Annotated in this window: 15 protein-coding genes; 3 read left to right on the top strand and 12 right to left on the bottom strand. The window is 47.7% G+C overall.

The genetic code is table 11. The features are described from left to right. Nucleotides 1-2: 2 nt before the first annotated feature. Nucleotides 3-3233, bottom strand: a complete 3231-nt coding sequence (locus C7460_RS17010) for a DUF1553 domain-containing protein (RefSeq protein ID WP_115869336.1) — start codon at nucleotides 3231-3233, stop codon at nucleotides 3-5. Between the two features lie 110 nt (nucleotides 3234-3343). On the opposite strand from C7460_RS17010, the gene C7460_RS17005 reads away from it, so the two are divergent. Both C7460_RS17005 and C7460_RS17000 read left to right on the top strand, forming a co-directional pair. Next, complete coding sequence (locus C7460_RS17005) at nucleotides 3344-4216, top strand: AraC family transcriptional regulator (protein ID WP_115869335.1); 873 nt, start codon at nucleotides 3344-3346, stop codon at nucleotides 4214-4216. A gap of 151 nt (nucleotides 4217-4367) precedes the next feature. Continuing rightward, complete coding sequence (locus tag C7460_RS17000) at nucleotides 4368-4589, top strand: addiction module component CHP02574 family protein (protein ID WP_115869334.1); 222 nt, start codon at nucleotides 4368-4370, stop codon at nucleotides 4587-4589. 250 nt (nucleotides 4590-4839) lie between these two features. Here C7460_RS17000 and C7460_RS16995 read toward each other — a convergent pair whose 3' ends face one another. The 8 genes from C7460_RS16995 to C7460_RS16960 are packed head-to-tail and all read right to left on the bottom strand — an operon-like array spanning nucleotide 4840 to nucleotide 15660. Next, the gene (locus tag C7460_RS16995; RefSeq protein ID WP_115869333.1) at nucleotides 4840-5844 is read right to left on the bottom strand and encodes an L-rhamnose/proton symporter RhaT; all 1005 of its coding nucleotides are present in this window, start codon (nucleotides 5842-5844) and stop codon (nucleotides 4840-4842) included. Nucleotides 5845-5883: 39 nt separating this feature from the next. Further along, nucleotides 5884-6921: an aldose epimerase family protein gene (locus C7460_RS16990; protein ID WP_245986423.1), complete on the bottom strand. Its 1038-nt coding sequence runs from the start codon at nucleotides 6919-6921 to the stop codon at nucleotides 5884-5886. A gap of 19 nt (nucleotides 6922-6940) precedes the next feature. After that, a complete protein-coding gene (locus tag C7460_RS16985; protein WP_115869332.1) occupies nucleotides 6941-8713 on the bottom strand; it encodes an arylsulfatase in 1773 nt (590 codons plus the stop codon). Next, nucleotides 8703-9794, bottom strand: coding sequence for a mandelate racemase/muconate lactonizing enzyme family protein (locus C7460_RS16980; RefSeq protein ID WP_115869331.1), 1092 nt, complete (start codon nucleotides 9792-9794; stop codon nucleotides 8703-8705). The genes C7460_RS16985 and C7460_RS16980 overlap by 11 nt, the downstream gene beginning before the upstream one ends. Continuing rightward, complete coding sequence (aldA, locus tag C7460_RS16975) at nucleotides 9791-11245, bottom strand: aldehyde dehydrogenase (protein ID WP_115869330.1); 1455 nt, start codon at nucleotides 11243-11245, stop codon at nucleotides 9791-9793. Before aldA ends, C7460_RS16980 begins: the two co-directional genes overlap by 4 nt. A gap of 38 nt (nucleotides 11246-11283) precedes the next feature. Beyond that, on the bottom strand, nucleotides 11284-12048 hold the full coding sequence (locus tag C7460_RS16970) for an SDR family NAD(P)-dependent oxidoreductase (RefSeq protein ID WP_185148306.1): 765 nt from the start codon (nucleotides 12046-12048) through the stop codon (nucleotides 11284-11286). 21 nt (nucleotides 12049-12069) lie between these two features. Next, entirely contained in the window at nucleotides 12070-13089 is a 1020-nt protein-coding gene (locus tag C7460_RS16965) for a zinc-dependent alcohol dehydrogenase (protein WP_115869328.1), read from the bottom strand. A 39-nt stretch (nucleotides 13090-13128) separates the two neighbouring features. Next, nucleotides 13129-15660 (bottom strand): sugar-binding domain-containing protein, encoded by a 2532-nt coding sequence (locus C7460_RS16960; RefSeq protein ID WP_245986420.1) that lies wholly within the window; start codon nucleotides 15658-15660, stop codon nucleotides 13129-13131. A gap of 223 nt (nucleotides 15661-15883) precedes the next feature. Between C7460_RS16960 and C7460_RS16955 the strand changes: the two genes are divergently transcribed. Then, entirely contained in the window at nucleotides 15884-17476 is a 1593-nt protein-coding gene (locus C7460_RS16955) for a tetratricopeptide repeat protein (protein WP_115869326.1), read from the top strand. 99 nt (nucleotides 17477-17575) lie between these two features. On the opposite strand, the gene C7460_RS16950 is transcribed toward C7460_RS16955, so the two are convergent. The 3 genes from C7460_RS16950 to C7460_RS16940 are packed head-to-tail and all read right to left on the bottom strand — an operon-like array spanning nucleotide 17576 to nucleotide 24027. Next, a complete protein-coding gene (locus tag C7460_RS16950) occupies nucleotides 17576-19174 on the bottom strand; it encodes a hypothetical protein (protein ID WP_147302997.1) in 1599 nt (532 codons plus the stop codon). A gap of 18 nt (nucleotides 19175-19192) precedes the next feature. Then, complete coding sequence (locus tag C7460_RS16945; protein WP_115869324.1) at nucleotides 19193-20917, bottom strand: RagB/SusD family nutrient uptake outer membrane protein; 1725 nt, start codon at nucleotides 20915-20917, stop codon at nucleotides 19193-19195. Between the two features lie 14 nt (nucleotides 20918-20931). Beyond that, nucleotides 20932-24027: a SusC/RagA family TonB-linked outer membrane protein gene (locus tag C7460_RS16940; protein ID WP_115869323.1), complete on the bottom strand. Its 3096-nt coding sequence runs from the start codon at nucleotides 24025-24027 to the stop codon at nucleotides 20932-20934. Nucleotides 24028-24441: the final 414 nt, after the last annotated feature.

The raw sequence follows: 24441 nt of genomic DNA, 5'->3' as shown, positions 1-24441 counted from the left end.
TCTTATCTTTTGGTAATTGTTGCGTCTGAATTAATGATTACACTGGCAACCACAGCATTCGCTGCAATCAGGTTGCTATCCAATGAAGGATCTACTTCATACTCCCCTGCCGCTAGCCAGCCTTTGGCTTTTTCCGGCTGCTGGGTAAACTTTTCGTATTCTTTATTTCTAAGCTCCTTTAGGATGGCGAGCTCTTCGGGCATTGGCGTACGCCCCGTCAGTTTGATGTATGCCTCTTTGATGGCCTGGTCAGCAGAAGCTTTCCTACACATATCCTCACCAATTTTTTTGGAGGCCTCTACAAACGTAGGGTCGTTGAGCAGCACCAGTGCCTGGAGCGGTGTATTGGTCTTTTGCCGCCTGATTGTACACTCATTGCGCTCCGGCTGATCAAAGGTAGCCTGAGTAGGATGTGGCACCGTTCGTTTCCAGATGGTATAGAGACTTCTGCGGTAGAGCTTGTCTCCAGTGTCTTGCTGATATTTTCCACCATTCATCTTCCAAAGGCCTTCTGGCTGATAGGGCGATACGCTCTCCCCACCGATTTCATCATTGAGCAGACCACTAGCGGCTAAGGCATTGTCTCTTATCATTTCGCTGGTCAGCCGGGCTTTTGGCCCACGAGCCAGAAGTACATTGTCTGGATCTTTCTGGCGAAGCTCAGGCGATGGAATAGAGCTCTGCCGATAAGTGGATGACATCACGATGAGCTTTTGAAGAGCTTTCACGTCCCATCCACTCTCCATAAAACGGATGGCCAGCCAATCTAAAAGTTCAGGATGCGTTGGTAATTCCCCTTGATTTCCAAAATCTTCGCTTGTTTTGACAATGCCTCTACCGAAGTAGTTTTGCCAGTATCGGTTTACAGCTACTCTGGCTGTGAGCGGATGGTCCGGATGTATCAACCACTTGGCTAGTCCCAGCCTGTTTCGAGGGAGATCCTCAGGGAATGGCAGTATGTTTTCTGGGGTATTTGGAAACACCTCTTCTCCATACTGATCGTACAGGCCTCGCTCCAAAATATAAGCCTGGCGAGGCTCCTCCATTTCTTTCATAATCATCAGCTCCTTTACCTGCTCTACGGTGTCTACATAGGCGGTGCGTAGCTCCTGCAGGTCCGAACGAACCTCCTGAACCGGCTGATAGTGTCTGGCGACATAATGAGCGATCAGTAATTCCTTTTCATAAGTCGAAAGCTCATCTGGTGCTTTGCTTACAAGCTGATTAAATCCTTGTGGGCTTGCTATAGCTTTTGCCTCCAGAGCAGTAAGCTTTTTACTGTAAACCTGCACTTCATCGGCACGAGCATTTTTGGCGCCTATGCCTCTCCATCTTCCACCCAGCTTTAGCCCAGGCTCTATAGGGTCTTTGTAGATCACATCTTCATAGTTTCCAAAGATGATGTCTTTGTACAGGTTATCAATAATGAGTTTGGTTTCCACCGGCTCTCCATTCAGGTAGAGGTCTAAACCCGATGCCTTACTAGACCCATCATACGTCCAGGTGAGGTGTATCCATTCATTGCGAGGCACATCCCCGACCATGTGCTTTTCTATGGCATTGTCTGGCCAGGTATGGGCCATGAGCATTTCCAACTTGTTGTCTCTCAGGTACAGGTGATATCCTTTGTAGGAGTGGAGTCGTGACCCCATGTTTTTATGAAAAATCACGCCTTCCTGTAGTGAGTCTGGCAGGTAGACCCAAAGGCCAATGGAAAAAGGTTCGTTTCGCTTGTAGATGCCCACGGGCTTTAGATCGAGCCAGGCATCTCCATCAAACTGAATGCCTTTTCCTTTTTTACCTTGTACGAAATTGGGCTGTTCGTTTTTGGAAAACTTCCGATCCATTTTGCCTTCCCGCCCTTTCACATTATCCTTTAGTGTACCATCTAGCCCAAAGTGAGCCACTTTGCCACTTACTTTGGAGGACAAAGTCTTGTACCCTTCGCGCTGGAGCCATTCATTTGCTTTTTTGAGCGCCGTTTGTTCGGTATTGCTTAGCGTCTCAGACTTTTCTGCCATGGCTTCTTCCAGGTATTTCATCACCTTCTCCTGCTTTTCGTCCGGCAGCAGCATGGTAGGCACAGGGATGTCACTTGCATCCCACGAGATCTGGCCTGTTTCGTTTACATTGTTGAAAAAGCTATACAGCTCGTAAAAGTTCTTTTGTGAAATGGGGTCATACTTATGGTCATGGCATTTGGCACATGCCACAGTCATCGCCATGAAGCCTGAGCCCACCACAGAAGCTCTATCGGCCACATACTCCACCCGAAACTCTTCATCCACTATTCCTCCTTCGCCATTTTGCGGGTGTAGTCGGTTAAAAGCCGTAGCGATAAGCTGCTCGCGCGTAGGGTTGGGCAGCAGATCACCGGCCAGTTGCCAGGTGATGAATTCGTCGTAGGACTGATTGCGGTTAAACGAATTGATCACCCATGTGCGCCAGGGGCTTACATCGCGATACCGGTCTACCTGATAGCCATAGGTGTCTGAGTATCTGGCCAAATCCATCCAGTCTGTAGCCATCTTTTCCCCATAGTGTGAAGAAGCTATCAGTCGGTCCACCTCCTGTTCATAGGCATCAGGAGCATCATTGTTTACAAAGTGAGCAATTTCTTCCGGTGTAGGTGGAAGACCTGTTAGGTCTAGCGAAAGTCTTCGCAGCAAAAGTTCTTTTTCGGCAGGCTTGTTTGGCTGTAAACCTTCCCGTTCGAGTCTGGCAAGCACAAAATGATCTATTTCATTGGACGGCCAGGAATCATTTATCACTTTAGGCACTCCCCATTTTTCGGGTTTCACAAAAGCCCAGTGAGGTTTATACTCGGCGCCTTGCTCTATCCACTTGATCAAAATGGCTTTTTCACGCTCTGTGAGGGTGAGGTTTGCCTCTGGGGGTGGCATCCGCAGCTCGCTATCTTCAGCAATGATTCGATGAAATGCTTCACTTTTACCCAGATTGCCAGGAACAATGGCATGCTTTCCGGGCGAGTTTACCAGTTCGGCATAGGCCGTTTTATCACTGTGGAGCTGTAGCCCTGCTTCGATTTTGCCTTTGTCCGGACCATGGCAAGCAAAACATTTATCCGAGAGTATGGGCTTTACATGGATGTTAAAGTCAAGTTCCTGAGGCAAATCTTCATATGCCGTTTTTACTTCTTCAGGAATTTCCGGTTGGCACGCAAAAAGCGCACCTATAAATACCAGAAGCAACGATAACTTGGGTAGGTTCATAAATTAACTAGTCTTTGGTAAAAGTAACGTTCACAAAGATGTCTACACTACCTGGAGCAGACTAAATACAAACTCGACGTATATTTGCACAAATCCGACTTTTACTCCACATGAGCATTAACAACTTAAACCTCTCCCTACTTCATGCCGGTAAGGTCGACCTGGACCATCACTGGGATTTTGATAATGTCATTAGCCCTTTTTCTAGATTATACCTGATTACCCATGGACAAGCGCAGGTGTTTCACTCGGGGCAAACCTTTGATCTAAAACCGGGATACCTCTACCTGATCCCCAGCTATACTTACAGTCGGTACAAGTGTGAAAGCACCTTTACGCAGTACTACCTCAGCATACTGGAAGAAAGTGACGATCAGGGCAGCATTTTTGATCACCATGAATTTCTGTACGAGGTGCCAGCACACCCTAATGATGCCTTGATTTTGGACCGCATACTGGAGCTCAACGATGACCGTATGCTCCTCAACGATGACCCTAAAGCCTACGACAATGTGCCCACCATGCTGGCCTACAAGGCTAGAAATGATCGAATGAATCCGGGTAGTTTTCTGGAAACACGAGGGCTGATGACAGCTTTGCTTTCACGCTTTATCAAAGGCAAAAAAGTGACCAGATCAGTATCCTTAAAGAATCAGGAAAAAATCAACAACATCATTCGCTACATCCGTCAAAACCTCCACCGAGAGCTGACTGTAGCCGAGCTGGCTGATGAGGCCCACCTCAATGCGGATTATTTCTCCAGGGTGTTTTTCGAAATAGTAAAAACCCGTCCGGTAAAGTTTATTCAGGAAAAGCGAATAGAACGCGCGCAGCTTCTGCTCTCCACCACCACCTACTCCATCAGCGAAATAGCCGCCAAAGTAGGCCTGGACAACATCAGCTACTTTACGCGGCTCTTTAAAAAACAGCTAGGTCGTACACCCGGAGCATACCGCCAGTCCAAGTGGCAAAATGATATTTAGCACATTTCAGGTCAGAATATTAGCCGTTAAACGAGTACAAGCGGACGCTTGCGCTTGTTGGGGGCAGTAAACAGAAACGCTAACTTAGAAAAAATGGAAATAGCCAACCGGACGTTATTCTATATCTTTGGATAACAAAACACTTACGCTCATGAGTTTACAATATATCACAGATGAAAACGGCCAGACCACCGGAGTTTTTATCCCCATTCAAGAGTGGAATGATTTAAAATCCAAATACCAAGGCATTGAGGAAGATGCCTATATCGTGCCAGAATGGCAACAGGAGGTCGTTCGGGAGCGTATCAAAAACACAAAGCCCGAAGAATATCTCTCCTGGAAAGAAGTACGCCAACAACTTAAGACTGATTGATGGCCCGTAATTTCAAGGTCCGGTATAACCCACAGAGTAGCTTGATTCTTCCACCTAAATAGCGCAAGCGTCCGCTTGTGCGAACTACTACTCAGCTCCATAGAGTCGGCTGGTTCATCCACAATTTCGGCCTTTAAGGCTTCATTTGGTAGTGACAAACAGGATAAATCCCAAGAAGAGCGCTATTATTAAGATAATAATACTCTCCTTGGGAGTAAGATTATTTAAACGATCAAATCGGTACAATTCGCTACAAGCTATTTCCCACAGCTACTACCACTACTCCGGCTATCATCGCAATCAAGCCGATATACAATGAGGTCTTTGCTCTGGAGGATGCATTTTTCCACTCACCAGTGAAGAGTCCACTCAAGATCGCTACAGCCACGGAGGTGGTATTGTAGATGGCATAGCCTACCGTATTGCCCTGCTCACCGAGACGAAAAGCAGCATATGCAAACGCTGCAGAGGCCACATAGTTTAAAATGGCCATACCTCCCGTCATCGTGAGATTGTTTCCAAAATGAGGCGTTTTAAACTGACCCCAAAGTCCTTTTTTGGTGAGCTGCCAAATGAAATATGCGGCAATGGCCACACCCCCGGACATGTAAATGACATACATCACCACCACAGAGGTTACCCACTCCGCATTGCCCATCGCAATAGAGGCTTCATGTATGGCCGGACGTCCTACCGCATTGGCATAGCTAAATCCCGTAGCGAGTAGCCCTCCAAAAACCGCAATAAAAATCCCTGAAGCCATAGAGCCCTGCCCTACTACTTCTGCTTTACCCTCGTCACGCTGGCGCAAAATCCCGGCTCTGCCATTGGCTACCACACCGATCAAGACGATGACAATCCCCACGAGAATCGTGATAAGCACATTGGTATCCGGAAGCCCATCTACCAAAAATGGCAACAACGAACCAACCAGAATGATGGTCCCAATGAACAATGAAAATCCCAGTGAAAGCCCGATATGGTTGATGGCTTTGCCCCACATCATCACGCCTATCCCCCACAAAAAGCTGGAGATGATCATTCCCCACAATGCTCCGGCAGGTATAGCTTGCAAAATGGCAACGAACCCTTCTACCAGGGCAAACCCGGCAACATTGGGAATAACAAACGTGGCTATGGCAAAGAACAGTGCCCAGGTATTTTCAAAAGCATAGTCTTTGGTGTACTTCTCGGGTAGGGCGTAAAGTCCTAGCATCAGTCCTGCGGCTAGTGCCCAAATAATTCCTACTGTCATGGTATTGGTCGTTTATGGTAAATGGATTAAAAAATTGGTTTACTGAATATTGGAGAATTGAAAAACGGTCTCACTCGCATAGGGTGACTCGGGAGTAGTAATAGCTCCTGAAGCTTCCGGCAAATTGGGTCCATTAGGATAGCGGCTGGTTTCCAGACAAAAAGCCCGGTATTTTCCATACTGCGCTCCGGATTCTCGTTTGAGTTTATCTGAGGTAAAGTACCCGGTATAAAAAAGCACGCCTGGCTCTGTGCTCAGTACCGTGAGTACTCTTCCACTATCCGGATCGCTTACCTTTGCCACATCTTTGAGCGTACCCTCATCTGGGAGAACATAAAAATGCTCAAACCCCGTCTCCAGCTCCTCAAAAGCGTCTTTCAGCACGCGCCCTGACCTCAAGTCTTCCACTCCCGAGACAGGTCGTTTATCACCAACAGGCACATTGGTGTCATCCGGCACCAATAGGGTGTCTGAATGGATGGATACTTCAAAACCACTGATATCTCGCTGAAAGCCGGAAAGGTTAAAATAAGAATGGTTGGTAAGTGACAAAGGTGTAGCCTGATCTGTGGTAGCCGCATAACGTATTCGGATGGCATTGTCCTGCGTAAGAGTAAAAGTCACCTGCACGGACACATTGCCCGGATAACCTTCCTCCATATGCGGGCTAAAGAGTCGCATTGAGACACTCACCTCGTGATCCGTTTGCGATGCTTCGGCTTGCCATACCCGCTTATCAAACCCCTGCAGTCCACCATGTAGGTGATTAGAGCCATCATTTACGGCAAGGGTATAGCGGTTACCGTCCAGTTCAAACTGGCCATCTTTGATCCTCGAAGCATACCTCCCGACAGTACACCCGAAGTAGGGTGCATTTTCAAGGTAAGCCTTTTGAAAATAGCCTTCGAGTGTATCAAAACCGCAGACCATTTCACTCCCATCGGGTAATTTTATAGAAGTAATGGTGGCACCATAGGTCATCACTTTCACGCAAAGCCCCTGGTCGTTGGTGAGCGCATAGCTATCAATATGCTGGCCCGCCACTTCACCCAGGTAAGATTTCTTGATATTCATCATTTAAAAAAGGGTTAGGGTTTCAATTGGAATTTCTTAGGTAGACATAATACACACCATAGCGCCCCAGATCATCAGCAAACTGCGCCGTTAGCTGGTGGACACCTGTCTTTAGCGGAAGCCGAAATCGCACCACCTCTTTTGTCAGGTCTACTGATTTCGACAGCCGCAAATCGCCGATCTGAAGGTGTGCTGTTTTTGGGGTTATTTTTCGGTAGGGCAATCCATGCGACGTATCTGCTGGCCAACTGCCTATCGGTCCGGGGTTTTCCTTAGGCCATCGGCGCAGCTCGACCTCATAGGTGCCGTTCTTTGCCACATCCACGATGTGTTTGGCGTTTTGATTTCTCACCCCTTCAGCTACTTGTTCTTGTTTCCAAAGTGGGCCATCGTCACCGATGGCATGCTGAATGGTAAACACAACCTCCTCCTGGGCATCATATCCCAAACCGGCAGGCGGTAGCTGATGAAAAGGAGTAGCCGCGAAAGCATCTACCCAAAATGCCTGATGTGCTGCAAGTAGACGGTTGACGACTTCCGGATGTTGCTGGGCCACGTTTCGCTCTTGCCTTTGGTCGGAAGTCATATCATAAAGCTGGTTTCCGTTTAGCAGCCGCCACTCCCCAGAAATGACCGCACTTTTGGCGACACCCTCAGGAGCACGCCAGTCTTGCCGGTGGTGAATGAAAATTTCCCGGTCCGGGATCGCTTCTCTCTGAAACAATGGTGAGATATCCAGGCCGTCCAATACCCAATCATCAGGTAAGGTAAGGTGAGCCAGGCTAGCAAGTGTTGGCAGCAGATCTACGTGAGCCACAGGTTCAGCAACCTTTTTCCCTCCTATAAGCTGCCCTTTAGGCCAACGAATAAAAAATGGTACTCGATGACCACCTTCGAGAGCAGATCCTTTCGAACCAGAATACCCCATATCATAACCGAGCCCCTTTCCGTGTCCATACTGTGTACCATTGTCGGAACAAAATATCACTATGGTATTTTCGGCCAGGCCCTCAGCCTCCAAAAAGCGGTCTAGCTTGCCAAAATTCTCATCAATGTTGGCCAGCATCCCCAGGTAATCAGCGCTAATGATCTGCGTCCCTTCCATTGCCCGGTACGGCGCAGCGTATGTTTCTGGTACTCTCAGTGGACTATGTGGAGCATTGGTAGGCAGGTAGAGAAAAAAGGGCTTGTCATCCCTGTTTTCGATCCAGCGCATGGCCTCCTGAAACCATACATCTGTACAATATCCCTCAAATTGTTTGGGCTCATTGTTTTCAAAATAAACATCATCGTAATAGTCATTGCCCCAATAGTCTGTAATCTCTCCTATGCCGCCCGAGAGGTGATGCAGTGCAAAGTCGAATCCCATATCTGTGGGGCGAGCAGGATAGTTATCTCCCAGGTGCCACTTACCTATTAGGGCTGTGGTGTAGCCGTTTTGCTTAAAAGCCCTGGCTATCGATGGAGCTCCTTTTTGCAGAGAAGCCCTGCCTTTGAACGTGGCCCAGGCGCCATTTCGAACAGGGTACTGCCCTGTAATGATCGCGGAGCGTGTAGGTGTACATAGCGGGCTTACGTGAAAATTGGTAAGGCTCACTGCCTCACCGGCAAACTGATTGAGATTCGGAGTTTTGAGGAAAGGATTACCATGACAAGAGAGGTCACCTATCCCTTGATCATCGGTCATGACTAAAATAACGTTTGGCGGATCCTGTAAACCAAAACCAAGAGTATAATTACTAAAACAAATAATTACTAAACCCAACAAGACCCGCCTTACGCTATTATTTTTCATACGGCTGGAGTTTTTGCCAATCAAAGGTTACTCCCACGCCAGGGTCATCAGGAGCTATCGCCCGGTGGTTTTGTACCTCCAGCGGCCGTATGGTGTATTCGTCTATGGGGAAGCTATGTACCTCCAGCCAGCCGGCATTGGGCTGTGCTGACACCAGGCTCACATGAAGCTCTTGCATGCCGTGCGAACATGCCGGAATTCCATGAGTGTTGGCCATACGTGCTGCCTTTAGCCAGCCGGTAACTCCTCCACAGTTGGAAGCGTCGGGCTGCACAAAAGAGAGTTTTGCCTGATCAAAGGCGTACTCAAACTCATGGATCGTATGCAGGTTTTCACCCATTGCCAGTGGCATACCTGTAGCATCAGCTATTTGGCCATAGCCTTTGTAATTGTCTGGGATGGTAGGCTCCTCAAACCAATAAATATTGTAGGACTCAAATGCCTTGGCCGCTGTGATTGCCTCCTCTACCGACATGGAGTAGTTGGCATCCACCATAAAAGTCACCTCTGGACCGATAAGCTCGCGCACGGCTTTGATCCGCTCCAGGTCTTCTTCTAACTTCTCACGACCGATTTTAATTTTTACAGCATTGAAGCCACAGTCCAGATAGCCCTGAATGTTATTTAACAGTTTCTCCAGTGGAAACATCAGGTCTATCCCTCCGCAGTAGGCCTTGCAGGTATGATCTGCACCTCCGGCCATTTTCCAGAGCGGCAGCCCTGCTTTTTTGCCTTTGATATCCCATAGTGCTATATCCACCGCAGAGATCGCAAAGGAGGCTATACCTCCTCGTCCCACGTAATGAATGTGCCACTCCAGAAAATCATAGATTTCGGCTATAGCCGTACCATCCTTACCTTGCAGCGCCACGGCCATGTCGTGATCGATCATCGCTTTGATGGCGTGTCCTCCTTTGCCTCCGGTATAGGTATAGCCTGTACCCTGGCTACCATCTTCGAGTGTGATGGTCACCGTAACCAGCTCAAAGTGAAAGTGATCCCCGTGCTTAGCATCAGAGAGCACCTCTGGCAGAGGTACCTCAAAGAGTCGGGTTTCCACAGATTTGATTGCCGTACTCATGCCTTATATTTCATGTAAAATGTCTTCTTCTCCATGTATTGCTCAAAGCCATACTTCCCATCTTCTCCACCAGTACCGCTTAGTTTGTAGCCATTGTGAAAGCCCTGATGCTGCTCACCATGCCCGCGGTTGATGTAGATTTCACCAAACTCCAGCTCGTCATTGAGGCGCATGATTTTGTTCATATCATTGGTAAAAACCATGGCTGCCAGTCCGTACTCACAGTCGTTGGCATAGGCAATTACTTCATCAAAGTCCTTGAATTTGATCACGGGGAGGATGGGCCCAAAGGACTCTTCATGTACGACGGTCATATCCTGTGTGACATCCGTCAAAATGGTAGGCTCAAACCAGTATCCCTTCTCAAACTCGGCCCCTGCAGGTTTTTTACCTCCAATAGCCACTGTAGCACCTTCTTCGATACTCTTTTGCACTAAATGCTCCATGTTAGCGATTTCTTTGGCATTCACTTTCGGTCCTATCGTCGTGCTTTCATCCATAGGGTTACCAGTTTTCAAAGCCTTTACTTTTTCCATAAAACGCTCCATAAATTGCTCGTAAACCGCCTCATGGACATACAGTCGTTCATTGCAGGTACACACCTGTCCGCAGTTGTCGAACCGTGAATGGAAGGCGCCCTCTACGGCTGCATCCAGATCCGCGTCATCAAAGACGATACATGGTGCCTTACCTCCAAGCTCCAGCTGTACATGAATCAGGTTGTCCGCTGCTTTTCTGAAAATCTGCTGCCCTGCCGGTGTACTGCCCGTCATGGTCACCATTTTGGTGATTGGGTTTTCTACCAGCGCATTGCCCAGCACTCTTCCAGAACCAGTAATGATGTTGATCAGTCCTTTTGGCAAACCAACCTTTGTGGCCAGATCGCCGAGCTCTAATGTAGCAAGTGGCGTCTCCTGCGTGGGTTTTATGACAACACTGTTGCCGGCAACCAATGCCGGTCCAAGCTTACGTCCGGCCAGTGCCAATGGAAAATTCCACGCGGTAATGGCTACCACTACTCCACGAGGAATCTTGTGGATCATGATATGCTCATTGGGGTTATCAGAAGGAATGATGTCCCCTTCGATACTGCGTGCACCATCGCAAGCATATTCGATAAACGAAGCTGTGACTTCTACTTCCATTTTGGCTACAGCCAGGAGCTTTCCCTGCTCACGGACCAGCAGCTCGGCAAGGCGATCTCGATTGGCCTTGATTTCTGCAGCAAAAGCCCGAAGCAAATCTGCGCGCTTGCGAGCAGGCACTTTTCGCCACTCTTTTTGAGCGCGCTCAGCTGCTTCCAGTGCGCGCTGCGCATCAGCCTCAGCCCCCATTTGCACGGTACCCACCACGCTTTCGTCTGTAGGGCTCAGGATATTTAGGGTATCACCGGTGGAGGCATCTACCCACGCTCCGTCGATGTATAATTGATAGTTTTTGATGCTAGACATTGTTGTCAGGTTTTAGTTTTTAGGTAAAATCAATAGGATTAGCGCCCCATCCAGCCGCCATCTACCAGCATAATGCTGCCGTGCATGTAGGCTGCTGCTTCAGAGGCCAAAAACACCACAGGGCCGGCAAAATCTTCTGCTTCTCCCCACCTGCCAGCTGGAATGCGAGCAAGAATAGAAGCTGACCGTTCGGGATCATTGCGCAACGCTTCGGTATTGTCAGTACTGATGTAGCCAGGAGCTATGGCATTTACATTCACGCCTTTGCTGGCCCATTCATTGGCAAAAGCCATGGTAAGCTGCCCCACTGCGCCTTTACTGGCCGCATAGCCTGGCACGGTAATTCCCCCCTGAAAAGTGAGCAATGAAGCCGTAAAAATGACTTTGCCACTACCTCGGGCCACCATCTCTTTGCCTATCTCCCGGGTGAGGATAAACTGTGCATTTTGATTGACCTCAATCACCTTATCCCACATTTCATCGGGATGCTCAGCTGCTGGCGTCCGCAGGATGGTCCCGGCATTGTTGACCAAAATATCGATTTGTGGAAAATCACTTTTTACCGCTGAGATAAATGCGTAAAGGCTTTCTCTGTCCGAAAAATCACATTGATAGGCTTTGAAGCTTCGGCCCTTGGCTTTGACCGCTTGCTCCACCTCACTGCCTTCCAGCTCCAGGCTGGCAGATACACCGATGATGTCTGCGCCTGCTTCAGCAAGCCCTTCGGCCATCGCTTTGCCTATGCCGCGCTTGCAGCCTGTAACCAGCGCTACTTTTCCGTCTAATTTGAATTTATTGATAATGCTCATAGTGATTGGTTGATGTTAAGCCTGACAGTCGATGAGGTATTTCATGCCTGCAGGATTCTGATCTATTTCTTCAAAAATTTTCTGAATATTGTCCAGGGTGTCTTTGCTGGTAATCAGCTGATCAAAAGGAATACTACCAGACGCTGCTATGCGAATGGCCTCCTCATAGTCCTCCTCCTCATAAAGGCGGGCTCCCAAAAGCTCAATTTCGGACCAAAAGAACTTAAACAAGTCTACTGGTTTTGGCTCACCGCCATGGATGGCTACCATCACAATTCGCCCTCTTACATTGACCACCTCAGTCATAGTTTTGACCCCTGGCGCTGACCCGGAAACTTCAAATGCACAGTCGATCATCTTGTCTTCAGTCAGTTCACTGATGCGAGCAAGCAAATCTTCTTTGAGGGGGTTGATGGTCTGAAAACCAAGGTCACCCAGCATCTGCAATCGCTTATCATTTACTTCTGATATGATGACATTGGCGCCTTTTTCCTTCAACACATAGGCTATCAGTGTGCCTATGGGACCTCCACCGATGACCAACGTATTTTCACCGGCCTGCACTCGACCAATTTTCACATCGTGACAAGCTACCGCTAGTGGCTCAATAAATGCTCCATGCTCCAGGCTCAGCCCTTCCGGCAAATGATGCAAGGTATAAGCAGGTACCGTCCAGCTATTTTGGAAAGCACCAGGGCTATCTATACCAATAAACTTGAGATTTTTGCCCACATGCGCGTGACCTTTGTCGAAAGGATGTGGAGCACCAAAATGCAATGGACGCACAGCGACATTATCCCCTACGCTCACATTGGTAACACCCTCGCCAAGCTCTGCGACCACTGCCGAAGCTTCATGGCCTATTGTTTGCGGTGGACTCACTCGCTGATCCATCACCCCGTGAAAGATGTGAACATCCGTGCCACATACTCCACAGAAGGCTACATTCAGGCGTACTTCACCCGGTCCTGGCGCTACCTGCTGGCCTTCACCTATTTCGAACTTCCCTTTACTTCTATAAAATGCTGCTTTCATAATTTCTTTAAAATTTCACTTCCTAATGACTGATCACACTTAATCTACTGATAGCGTGACCGTTTCGCTGCGCAATCCTTTCCCCGACACGGTTACTGTAACCTCTCCAGCTACTCGTGTAGCTTGTAGTATGGCCAGTGCTTTGCCATTTGCCGTTACGAGCCTATCAGACTGAAAAGGCTGCACATTACTTGGCGCGCCATTATCCACTCCCAGCAGGTTCACAGGCCCCTTGATGTCAAAATGGAGCTCCCCTTCCTCGTAGGTCACGGGATTTCCATTTGCATCTACCAGCTGTGCGACGATATGTGCCACATCATAGCCGTCTGCATTAATATTCTCCTTATCTAGTGTTATTTCTATTGCTGCGGGTTGGTCAGCGGTAGCTATCACCGCTTCGGACTTGCTTTGCTTGCTGACCGCTCGGAGTTCTCCGGGTTCGTACGGTACTGCCCATTTGTAGATGCGGTCCTCAAAGTCTGCAAGTTTTTTGCTTCCTAGCGATCGATCGTTAAGAAAAAGCTCTACCTCATCAGCATTGGAGTAGACTTCCACTGCTATCAGGTCACCTTTCTGATAATTCCAATGTTCGTTTACATCATGCCAGCTCCAGAGTGCACGTTTCCAGCGGCCTTTCTTGCGCTCGGTTAGCTCCCCGGTGCTTTCATCCACCTGATAGATGGAATTGGCTACAGACTGTGTGGTGATGTAAGTATGTGGCTCGTCTTCATTCCAGAGGGTTTTAAACATGTGAAAACGTGGCTTTTCAAAGCCTGTCACATCCAATATCCCCGAAGGAGTAGCTTTTCTGGGCCATTGGTTGTTAGACTCACCCATGTAGTCGATACCTGTCCAGAGAAAAGTACCCGAAATGAATGGTCGCTCGAGCACGGCTTTCCACTCATGCCACTGCCCGAGGTTTTCTGTACCCATGATGGGTTTGTCCGGATAGTTTTTATGCCCATAGTCATACAATACTCGTCTGTAGCTGTAGCCTACTATGTCTAGTGCATCTGCATAGCCGGTCACATGACTTGCCGAAGGCAAAATACAGTTTGCGATCACGGGGCGTGTGGTATCCATCTCCCGCGTCCAGTTGGCAAGCTTCTGTGCGGTTTCGGCCAGCACATACGCTCCCGCCTCACTGGCATCATATCGTGCTTTGATTTCCTCCGGAGTTATTGGGGGGAGTTCCCAGAAGTAATTTCCCTGCCAGTTCATACCGAAGTAACCGGTAGCATTTTTATACCTGGGATAAGTCCACTCTATTTCATTGCCGATACTCCACTGAAACACCGACGGATGGTTACGGTCTCGTAGCATGACTGTTTTGAGATCACGCTCTGCCCACTCCTGGAAAAACTCATGATGCCCTCTGGTGATATAGTCTTTGCTTTTGCGCTCATTCATGTTTAGGCGCTTATCCTTAGGGTTGTCCCACTCGTCATAAAACTCCACCTGCACATAGAAGCCCATTTCGTCGCACAAATCCATAAAAGCCTGTGAACCCGGGTTATGTGAAATCCTGATGGCATTGACGCCTGCTTCTTTGAGCTTTTCTAACCTCCGGCGCCACACGCCATCTGGTACAGCTGCACCCACGATACCTGCATCATGATGCAGGCACACGCCTTTTATTTTCTGGTTTTTACCATTCCAGGAAAACCCCTTATCCGGGTCAAACTCAAACGTACGGATACCAAACGGCGTGATGTAGCGGTCGAGCTGCTGTCCATCCTGAGCGATTGTAACCACCGCCTCATACATGGTAGGTGAGGAAATTTCCCAAAGCAATGGTGAGGAAACACGTGAGTCAATGGTGATTTTTTGCTCGCTGGCAGCACTTATTGTTATCTGCTGTTTTTGCCTTGCCACTTCATTACCATCCTTATCTACAATGGTGAGCACCAGCTCGGCGTTTTGAGGCTGCTCATGACCATTTTTAACAGTCACTTCTGTCACCACTTTGGCCTCCTCCGCAGACACATCAGGCGTAGTGATATAGGTACCCCAAAGTGGCACATGTAGCTTGTTGGTTTGGATCAATTTTACATCCCGGTAGATACCAGATCCGGTATACCATCGGCTGTCTGCATAGCGTGAGTGATCTACACGTACTGACACCACGTTGGTACCCGCCTGCAAATAACTGGTGATATCATACACGACAGGTGAATATCCATAAGGGTGAAAGCCTACCTCTTGTCCATTGACATAGACCGTAGATCGGTTGTAAATACCATCAAAATTGATATAGACAACTTCATTGATGTTGTCTATTTCGAACTCCTTTCGATACCAACCGATTCCACCTGGCAAATACCCCGTAGCGCCTTCACCGTTTATGGAGTCAAAGGGGTGCTCTACACTCCAATCATGAGGAAGGTTGACCGTTCTCCAGTCACCGTCATCATAGTTGGCCAAATGTGCATTTTCCAGATCACCGAGGTGGAATTTCCAGTCAAAATTAAAATCCTGAGCCCTGCCATCAGTTTGATTAGTGGGCTGGTGAGCAAAACAGGCCGTAGCAATGGCTGCAAGAATTAGTAGGTAAAAAGTGGTTTTGTTCATTTGCATGTCTGTGTAAATCGAAGTGGATCTCCCGGATCGAGCGCCGTTTGACCATCAATAGTATAGGAGTGTAAAAGAGGGTATTTGGGCAGTAAATACCTGAAATAGCAACTAGACAAAAACTGAATACCAACAAAATAGCAGGGACAAAATATGTTCAGATGGGGGTATTTTCTGATATTGGTGATTGATTACCTAATGTACGACTCAACAACCCCTTACTATGAGCAATTACCTAACTAGACATTTAACAGGATTTCTCCTGTTGCTCACTACTGGATGTGTTCAGCTGTTTGCCCAGCGCATGGAGTTTACACCGGCATCCACTTTGTATTCAGATAGCACCTTAGCGGCGCTAGACGAAAGAGCCCAGCACTACCTCGACGCACGCGACACTTTGCAGGCTGTTAAAGGCTTGTCGGACGCGGCGTATGCGCGCGCCCACATGGCCAAGTATAGTCAGTCCTATGACATGTACTGGGAAGCACTTCTTTTGGCAGAAGCCGCCGACTGTCCTTTGTGTGAGGCCATTGTTTACAGAGGTCTCGGTTGGTTGTACAGTTTTTATGGAAAAAGCTCCATGTCAGCCTCCTATTTCAAGCGGGGCATACACCTTTACAAAACAGCGCTCAACGAACCAGATAAAATTCAAATTTTGCTGGACAACTACTATGCTCTGGCCACCATCTACCGACGGAATAACCAGCTGGATGTAGCCAGCCAATACCTGGACAGCTGCAGCGCAATAATTAACAGCCTGCCAGATGGGCATCCGCGATGGATAGAAGCAGAAAGGGGCTACATTCTTTACAAACGGGGCGATGTGCAGGCAGCGCTGGACAAACTAAATGTGGTAGAAGGATATTTTACTGAATTTGACCCTTCATACCTGATCATCCTTTATCCTTTCTTGGGGGAGATTCACAAAGATTTGGGCAACCTAAAGAAGGCAGAGTCGTACTATCTACAAACATTGAAACTGGCAGAAACCTACCGGAGCCACCTGGACCTGGTGCCCGAAATCTATGAAGGCCTGTCTGGCGTATATTTTGCTCAAAAAGAGTTTCGTAAAGCATACAAAAACCTTCAACTGGCCAAATCCCAACATGAAGCGCAGTTTAGTGTCCGGAGTGAGGGCAATCAGGGCCTGTTGGAAATCAAAGACACATACCGCAAGGAAAAAGAACGACAAGCCAACCTGATCAAAGAACAGCGACTTGCCCAACTAGAGCAAGAAAACCGCATCTCCGAACTGAAGCTCATCATCCTGATCAGCACAATCGTATTTCTGATCGTCCTGGGCTTTTTGATATACAGGTACATCCGGTCAAAATTTAAAGCTGAGAAACGCCTCCTCAATCACCAACGCGCACTAGAGCTGGAAAAAGCCAATGAAGTGCTAGCCATCAAAAACAAAGAACTTACGGCATCTGCATTGCATGCGCTGGAGCGCGAAGAGCTACTTTCAGAAATAAAAAATGAACTACTCGAACTAAAGAAAAAATCCGATAACAAAGAGGTAGGCAAGCTTGTGAGAAGCATAGACCTGAATACCCACAAGAGCTGGGAGGAGTTTGAAATTCGCTTTTTGGCGGTACATGATGGGTTTTACAACCGCCTACGTGAAAAATTCCCTAAGCTGACACAAAGTGACCACAAGCTTTGTGCGCTCATCAAACTCAACTTTTCTTCTAAGGACATGGCACGGCTGCTGGGGATTTCTATAGAATCTGTACACACTACCCGCTACCGTCTGCGCAAAAAACTGGGGCTTCAGCGCAGCGACAACCTCGAAGATTTTATAGCTGGGATCTAAAGATGACCACCTAAATTTGAAAAAAGGCTCTTTTGCTTTCGGGCAAAAGAGCCTTTTCTATACTCACTGAATTAACCAGTGCCATCGAACAGTGGACGATCAGGGCCTCATCTGAACCTCTGAGATGTTTAGGTCATCCATGTAAAAGCTCAAAGGACCAGGGTTATTCCCATTAAACCCTCTGATCATCACCCCGTAAGGGCCTTCGCTGTTGAACTGGGCCGTCACCATCGTGCTGACATATATCCACTCGCCTACAGGAGTGCTGGACGTGAACGAATAGCGCCCCACCCCCCAGTCGGTTTCGGGAGTCCAAAACACCATAATGTTGGGTTGTTCCATAGCATCCGGATCTGGCCCCAGGTCTTCTACATATATCCACATACCTATCTCGTAAGTTTTACCAGGCTCCGGAGTAAAAGTATAGTTATTTCCAGCCTCATCCTTATGGCCAATGATCATACCGCCATTGGCATTGAAAGCAATGTAGTTACTGGCTACACCTGAGTGCGCTTTGGCTGTGGAGATGCTAGAAGTATACTCCGCCCATTGACCGCCCCACCACAGGTAGGGCCAGTTGGCATCCGTACTGTTTTCAAAACCATAGTCCATGGTAGAAGTCTCAGCTGCCAGGATATTTTCCTTATCCATCTCTACCATCAGGTCACTAAAACTAGCTACCTGGGCAAAATCAGTGGACTGCAAATTTCCTGGAGTATAGTTCACGCTAACGGTGTCACTATTGTACAGCTTTTCTCCACCTAATACCAACAACAGGGTGCTGGCATCGTCTGGATCCAGTCGAACTTCACTCACTGTAGGGGTGATCACCTGCCCATTGTTTTTGATTGTAACAGAAAAGTTTTCAGCCTCTGCACGCGGATCGTCTAGTTCGCGAGAAAAACTGATGGCCACCTGATCTTCGGCCTGAAAGGCTTTATCTATCAGTATAGGCGCAGAAGAAGGCACTATCTCTATGAAATTTTCATAAGTAACCGTATCAGCTCCTGCCGGGCGTCCTCTCTGAGAGATCAACTGTATGCTATACGTACCCAGCTTTTTATAAGCTACCGTAAGCGTATCACCGTTGTTGCCAGGTTCTGGACTAAACTCCGCAGGTGTGCCACCTTCGAAAACCCATTCATTTTCGGCTGGGTTTCCTGTAGAAGTTACCACAAATCGAAGGGAGCTTCCTGCTTCTATTTTGTTTGTAGACGCACCTCCGTCAGCCAAAGTAATTTCACCCTGGTCATTGCCCTGATAATCGATCAGGTTGGCCTTGAATGATGCCTGTATAGAATCAAGCACAGTGACGGTATATACGGTATCCAGAGCGTTTCCGCGCAGCTCTTCTTCTACCCACGCCTCTCCGGCAAACTCCAAATGCAAAGACACCTCGTGCGTTCCAGGTTCCTTAAATATCACTTTGATTTTATGCGCTTCGGAGGTCACGTCATTTTCCTGACCTACAATGTCCGCTACCCCTTCGGGAAACGTCCAAACACGCTCCTGCACCCCTCTGGACACGTCTATAAAATCCAAATCTGTGCCCACCTGCACGGTGTTGTCAAAATCCTGCTCAGACAAGAACACCGAAAAATGGTTAGGCTCCGGCGCAGGGGCCTCATACTCTGGCGTACAGGCCATAAAACCTACTACCAGGAGCATCAATGTTAAGTATTTATATAAAGTTTTCATTGCTGTCATTTTTATGGTTTATTGACCAGGGATTAAATTTTCATTGACCTGAATTTCGTAATCCGGTACAGGGAAATAATTGTGCTCTGAAGGTGTATACAGCTGTTGAGCAATTTCAAAATCATTGTGCACCTGATTACCAAGATTTAAAGGTGGCTGCCCTTCAATACTCGCAATGTTGGCCATGCGCCACTCTTCATCCGCTCGAAGCTGGTCAAACTGGCTTTGCACCATCCCCCACCGCACCAGGTCTTTCCATCTATGCCCCTCGTAGCACAGCTCAATAGGTCGCTCCACTAGCTTGATGTGGGTAAGTAATGCTTCGGCTGTAGCCGGTGTATAGGTACGCGGCCCATGCACCTGCACAGAGATATGCAGCTCTGGAATCATGCCTCCATTGGCATCCATGTACTCCTGCAGTGTTATCACACCGGCACGATCTCTCACCAGATCTATGTATGTCACAGCTTCACTAATGCCTGCAGCTCCCTGAGCTTCCAAAACAGCCTCTGCATACATGAGATAGACGTCTGCCAGACGTATGTGACGGAAGTTTATACCACTTCTACTCAGCGGATCTTCACCATCATACTGGTACCAGTTGGTATGCTTTTTTACATATGCAGCTTGTCCTATGTTAAACGGCGCCTTTTCGGTAGGTGGCAGCCCATAGTACAGTCCATCTGCATCTTTGGTAAGCAGTGTGGCATTTAGACGCATCGATTGCGTACGGTCAGTATTATCTGGATCATTGGGATCCATCTCATCGTACTCAAAAAGCTCCAACAGGTAGTAAGTAGGTACAAGCGTATTAAACCCTCCGAATTGTAAGGTGGCATACTGCTTGGGGATCGTAGTAGCCTCCGAACCTGAAGTATATGGATCATTGTCCCACACGCTACCCTGCGTTCCCGGGTTTTTGGTATCCGAAAAATTAACTTCAAAAATGGACTCCTCATTGAATTCATTTTCATCGGTGTAGTTGTGGCGCACATTATCTACCAGACGGTATACTTCAGAGTCGATCACTTCTTTGAAGTGACTAGCTGCCTGATCCCACTCCTCCTGATAGAGATGCACCTTACCTATCATAGATACCGCTGCACCCCATGTGGCGCGACCTATGTCTTCACCGGTCCATTCAGCTGGCAGGTGCTGTTCGGCAAATTCCAGATCGGGTAGTACCACCTGTGCGATTACTTCGCTGCGTGGCGAAAAAGGCTTGCTAAACTCCTCTGGCGAACCAGGCACAGTAGTATGGATCACGGCACCATTGTAATCATAAGCCAAATCGAAATACAAAAACGCTCGAATAAAACGGGCCTGTGCCTCTATCTCTTCTTTTTGACCAGGGGCGAATCCTTCGATTTCGTTTTCATTAATGTATTGGATCACCTGATTGGCTCGAAAAATTCCTACATATGCAGCGTTCCAGTTGTTAGCCACCTGTATGTAGTTATTTGAAAAACCAAACGTGCGAAATTGATACGGTCGGTACCAGGTTTCACTTCCGGCAATGTCGGCACGTGCAAGCTCATAACCTAGCCCGGCTCCACTTATCGGTCCAAACTGCAAAGCACCATAAACAGTATGCAACGCCTGACCAAAGTGATCTGGACTTTTCCAGAATGTGGCTGCGGTAATGGCATTGGGGTTTACTTCTTCTAAAAACTCCTTTTCATCACAAGCACCCATCGTGCTACCCAATACCGCCAGGAGTAAGATATATTTCAATGTTTTCATAGTTAATTCTTTTATCAAAATTCAATCTGTAAGCCTCCTAAAAATCTTCTGGATACTGGATAAGTACCCCTATCTACACCACGGGTATAGAGCCCGTCTCCACCTACTTCAGGATCATATCCGGTGTATTGCGTGAAGGTGAATGGATTCATAGAACTGAGGTAAACACGCACTTTGCCTAGCTTGTCCTTTGTGATACGCTTAGGAAGGGTATAGCCCAACGTGATGTTACGTATCCGGAAATACGTTCCGTCTTCCAGAAACACATCGGTTCGTGACCGAATGTTGTTATGGACGCTGCTTCCTCTGGATGCCGGTACATCTGAGGTGGCGTTTTGAGGAGTCCACTGATAGTACAGGTCTTTGTGCCTTTTGATCGCATAAGCATAAAGTTTGGCACCGTTGTAAATCTGTACGTCGTGCACATAGTAGCCTTGCACAAAAAGATCAAAACCCTTGTACTCCAGATTGACAAAAGACCCCAATTCAAATTTTGGCTGACCTGAGCCCATATACACACGATCCAGGTCGTTGATCACGCTATCACCATTAGCATCTACAAACATCATATCGCCCAGTCGGGCGCCGGCATCATAAGCCCGGTATGCTTCGAGTTGCTCTTCATTTTTGATGATACCTGCACTTTCTATGAGGAAAAAGGCTCCTGCTTCGTGCCCAACGGAAATAAAGGTGGTCGGATCATCCGCTATCCCATTTACTCCGTTGATCGGTCGGCCTCCACTAAACGCCAGTCCTTCAGCACCATTGAGGTCTGTGACTTTATTCCTGTTTCGGGTAAAGGTGAGGCCTGCATTGAAATTAAGTCCAAAACTGGTTTGTTCGCGGTATTTCAAAGACACTTCCAGTCCTTTGTTTTCCATATTTCCAGCATTGACATCTACGGTGTTCCAGTAGCCTAGATACCCCTCACCTCTAGGGTGCCAGGTACCTGTAGAAGGAGCCAATAGCTCTGGCAAGAGCATGTCTTGCTTGCTGTTTTTATACACATCCACGGTCAGGTTTAGTTTCCCTTTCAGAAACTCAGCATCCATCCCGATATTTTCTGAAATACTCGTTTCCCACCTCAGATCTGCATTGGCATATCCACGCTGAATGGCACCGATACCATCCACTTCATCAGGCCCATAGATATAGTTGGACCCGCTTTCTATTACTGGTGCATATCCGTAAGCACCAATGTTTTGGTTGCCTACACGTCCGTAGCTTGCTCTCAGCTTTAAGCTAGAAACAAAATCAGCACCGAGACTTTGGAAAAAGGCCTCATCTGAGAGCGACCACCCTCCGGATATACCGAAAAAGTTTTCGTATTTATTGCCTGGGCCAAAATTGGACGACCCGTCTCTGCGGAAGTTGGCGGACAGGAAGTAGCGATCGCCGTAGGCATACTGCACTCGTGCGAGCTTCCCTGCAAGCGTATTGCGAGTTTCGGTACCAGAAGGCTGGATTCCAGCAGACCCGGCACTCAGCACACGAGTGTCATTGCTCAGCAAGCCTATCACCCCATAACTGCTCGAAGCTGACTGAAACGCTTCGTAGGTCACACCTAGCAGTGCTCCTACTTTATGGTCACCAAATGTTCGGTCATAGGTCACTACATTTTCAAGCACATTCCTACTGCTTTCTATGTTGGAGTAGTTAAGTATGGCTTCTGGCCGGCTTGCTGTAGGCGAAAAGTCACCGTTTCGGTCATATACCAGGTACTGAGGCTGAAAAAACTTGCGCTTATAGTTGTAACTGTTCCTACCAAAATTGACACGGTACTTCAGACCATCAAGTATTTCATATTGCAGGTTAAGGGCCACATTCGAGGTATTTACCGTTCGCTCGTCCTCATTTTCAAGCTGGCGAGCGATGTAGCTATAGAGTATTTCATTGTCACCGTCCAGCTGCCAGGAGTTTTCACCCACCTCCGGCACATCAAACAACCCACGCTGATAGGGCTTTTGTGACATGGCCAGCAGATACATGGCATAAGGTTCTTGCTGGGTGTTCTCGGTGGTAAAGGCCACACTAGAAAACACCTTCAGTCGGTTTTTGGTAAAATCAGCGGTGATTCGATTAGAAATACGATCAAACCCAGAGCTGATCAGTACGCCATCTTGCTTAAAGTAAGTGGTATTGGCAGACAGATTGAGTCCGCCACTACCGCCAGATACTGAAACGCTATAGTTTTCAATGGCAGCATTGTTATTCGTCACATCTCCAATAAAGTCAGAGTCGAAATCTGCTGCGTCTTTGTTGAGCACAAAAATGGCCGGCTCGCGTCCCTCGGCATTGAGCGAAATGTCTTCTACATACATTTGCTCGCTTGCATTCATGAGTGGCGTACCTGATGTAATGTTTTGTACGCCTTTATAGGCCGTAGCACTTACATTGAGTACACCAGGAGCTCCTCTTTTGGTGGTGATTAAAATGACACCATTAGAAGCGCGCACTCCATAAATTGCCGCAGATGCTCCGTCCTTTAGTACATCTACCGACTCTATTTGCTCCGGTGGAATATTAGGTATCCCTTGAAAGGGCACTCCATCCACTACATAAAGTGGCGTAGACTCACCATTGAGGGAGCCAATACCCCGAATCTGAATATTAGCAGGTGCTCCTGGACGCCCATCAGCGCTCTGCACATTGACACCCGCTATCTGACCTTGCATGGCCGTATTCAAATCTGAACTCGGCGTTTTCACAATGGCATCCGTCTTCAAACTGGCCACTGCTCCTGTGACTTCTTTTTTGCGCTGCGTACCGTACCCTACTACCACCACTTCTTCAAGTTGTTTGAGGTCGGTACTCAGACTCACATCAATCGATGAGCGCCCGTTCACGTTTACCTCCTCGTTGAGGTAGCCTACAAAGCTAAAAACCAATACGCTTTCATCATCTGGAACGGTGAGGCTATAGCGCCCGTCCAGGTCACTGACCGTACCTGTAGTGGTACCCTTGATCACCACACTTACCCCAGGCAGCGTGGACCCATCTTCTCCGTCAGTCACTACTCCTGACACCTTCGACTGGGCTGAAGCCCAACCCATCAGTAACAGTAGCAGGACAGACATCCAATGTTTGGAAATTGTAAATCGTCTCTTCATCCAATTATCTTTTTAGTTTAGTACATGACCAGTAGGTCGATCGTGGATTTTTTCAATTTGTTAATTTGACTCTCATCAAACCTTCTTTTGATTTCAAATCCACAATCAAATATGTATTTCACTGAAATATCCTCAAACCAATCTCACTGAACTAAAACTGAACAGAATGATGAAAATCCTACAAATCAATGCCAACAAGCCAAAAACCCACCTCAACAGGATTCTGGGTACAGCTCATAAAACCAATACTTCCCGCAGCTAACACAAGGGTGCGTTTCAAAAAAAACATAGCAATCGGCGAGCGTCTAGTTTTTGTTCAGTTGTGGAGGTAGATGAGAAATAGTATGAGCGATTGAAATGGCTATTTTTGGCACTATTAAAGCGCAAAGGGTTGCTCGATTTCTATTATAGTGT

It is taken from the genome of Marinoscillum furvescens DSM 4134 (assembly GCF_003386095.1).
In the GTDB taxonomy this organism is placed as follows: Bacteria; Bacteroidota; Bacteroidia; order Cytophagales; family Cyclobacteriaceae; genus Marinoscillum; species Marinoscillum furvescens.
Note: the sequence above shows the minus strand (reverse complement) of the source record. Positions and strands in the feature narration are given on the sequence as shown.

Coding starts and splice junctions, on each gene's coding strand:
- C7460_RS17010 (WP_115869336.1), bottom strand. CDS start 3,233: ATGAACCTACCCAAGTTATCGTTGCTTCTGGTATTTATAGGTGCGCTT.
- C7460_RS17005 (WP_115869335.1), top strand. CDS start 3,344: ATGAGCATTAACAACTTAAACCTCTCCCTACTTCATGCCGGTAAGGTC.
- C7460_RS17000 (WP_115869334.1), top strand. CDS start 4,368: ATGAGTTTACAATATATCACAGATGAAAACGGCCAGACCACCGGAGTT.
- C7460_RS16995 (WP_115869333.1), bottom strand. CDS start 5,844: ATGACAGTAGGAATTATTTGGGCACTAGCCGCAGGACTGATGCTAGGA.
- C7460_RS16990 (WP_245986423.1), bottom strand. CDS start 6,921: ATGATGAATATCAAGAAATCTTACCTGGGTGAAGTGGCGGGCCAGCAT.
- C7460_RS16985 (WP_115869332.1), bottom strand. CDS start 8,713: ATGAAAAATAATAGCGTAAGGCGGGTCTTGTTGGGTTTAGTAATTATT.
- C7460_RS16980 (WP_115869331.1), bottom strand. CDS start 9,794: ATGAGTACGGCAATCAAATCTGTGGAAACCCGACTCTTTGAGGTACCT.
- aldA (WP_115869330.1), bottom strand. CDS start 11,245: ATGTCTAGCATCAAAAACTATCAATTATACATCGACGGAGCGTGGGTA.
- C7460_RS16965 (WP_115869328.1), bottom strand. CDS start 13,089: ATGAAAGCAGCATTTTATAGAAGTAAAGGGAAGTTCGAAATAGGTGAA.
- C7460_RS16960 (WP_245986420.1), bottom strand. CDS start 15,660: ATGAACAAAACCACTTTTTACCTACTAATTCTTGCAGCCATTGCTACG.
- C7460_RS16955 (WP_115869326.1), top strand. CDS start 15,884: ATGAGCAATTACCTAACTAGACATTTAACAGGATTTCTCCTGTTGCTC.
- C7460_RS16950 (WP_147302997.1), bottom strand. CDS start 19,174: ATGAAAACTTTATATAAATACTTAACATTGATGCTCCTGGTAGTAGGT.
- C7460_RS16945 (WP_115869324.1), bottom strand. CDS start 20,917: ATGAAAACATTGAAATATATCTTACTCCTGGCGGTATTGGGTAGCACG.
- C7460_RS16940 (WP_115869323.1), bottom strand. CDS start 24,027: ATGAAGAGACGATTTACAATTTCCAAACATTGGATGTCTGTCCTGCTA.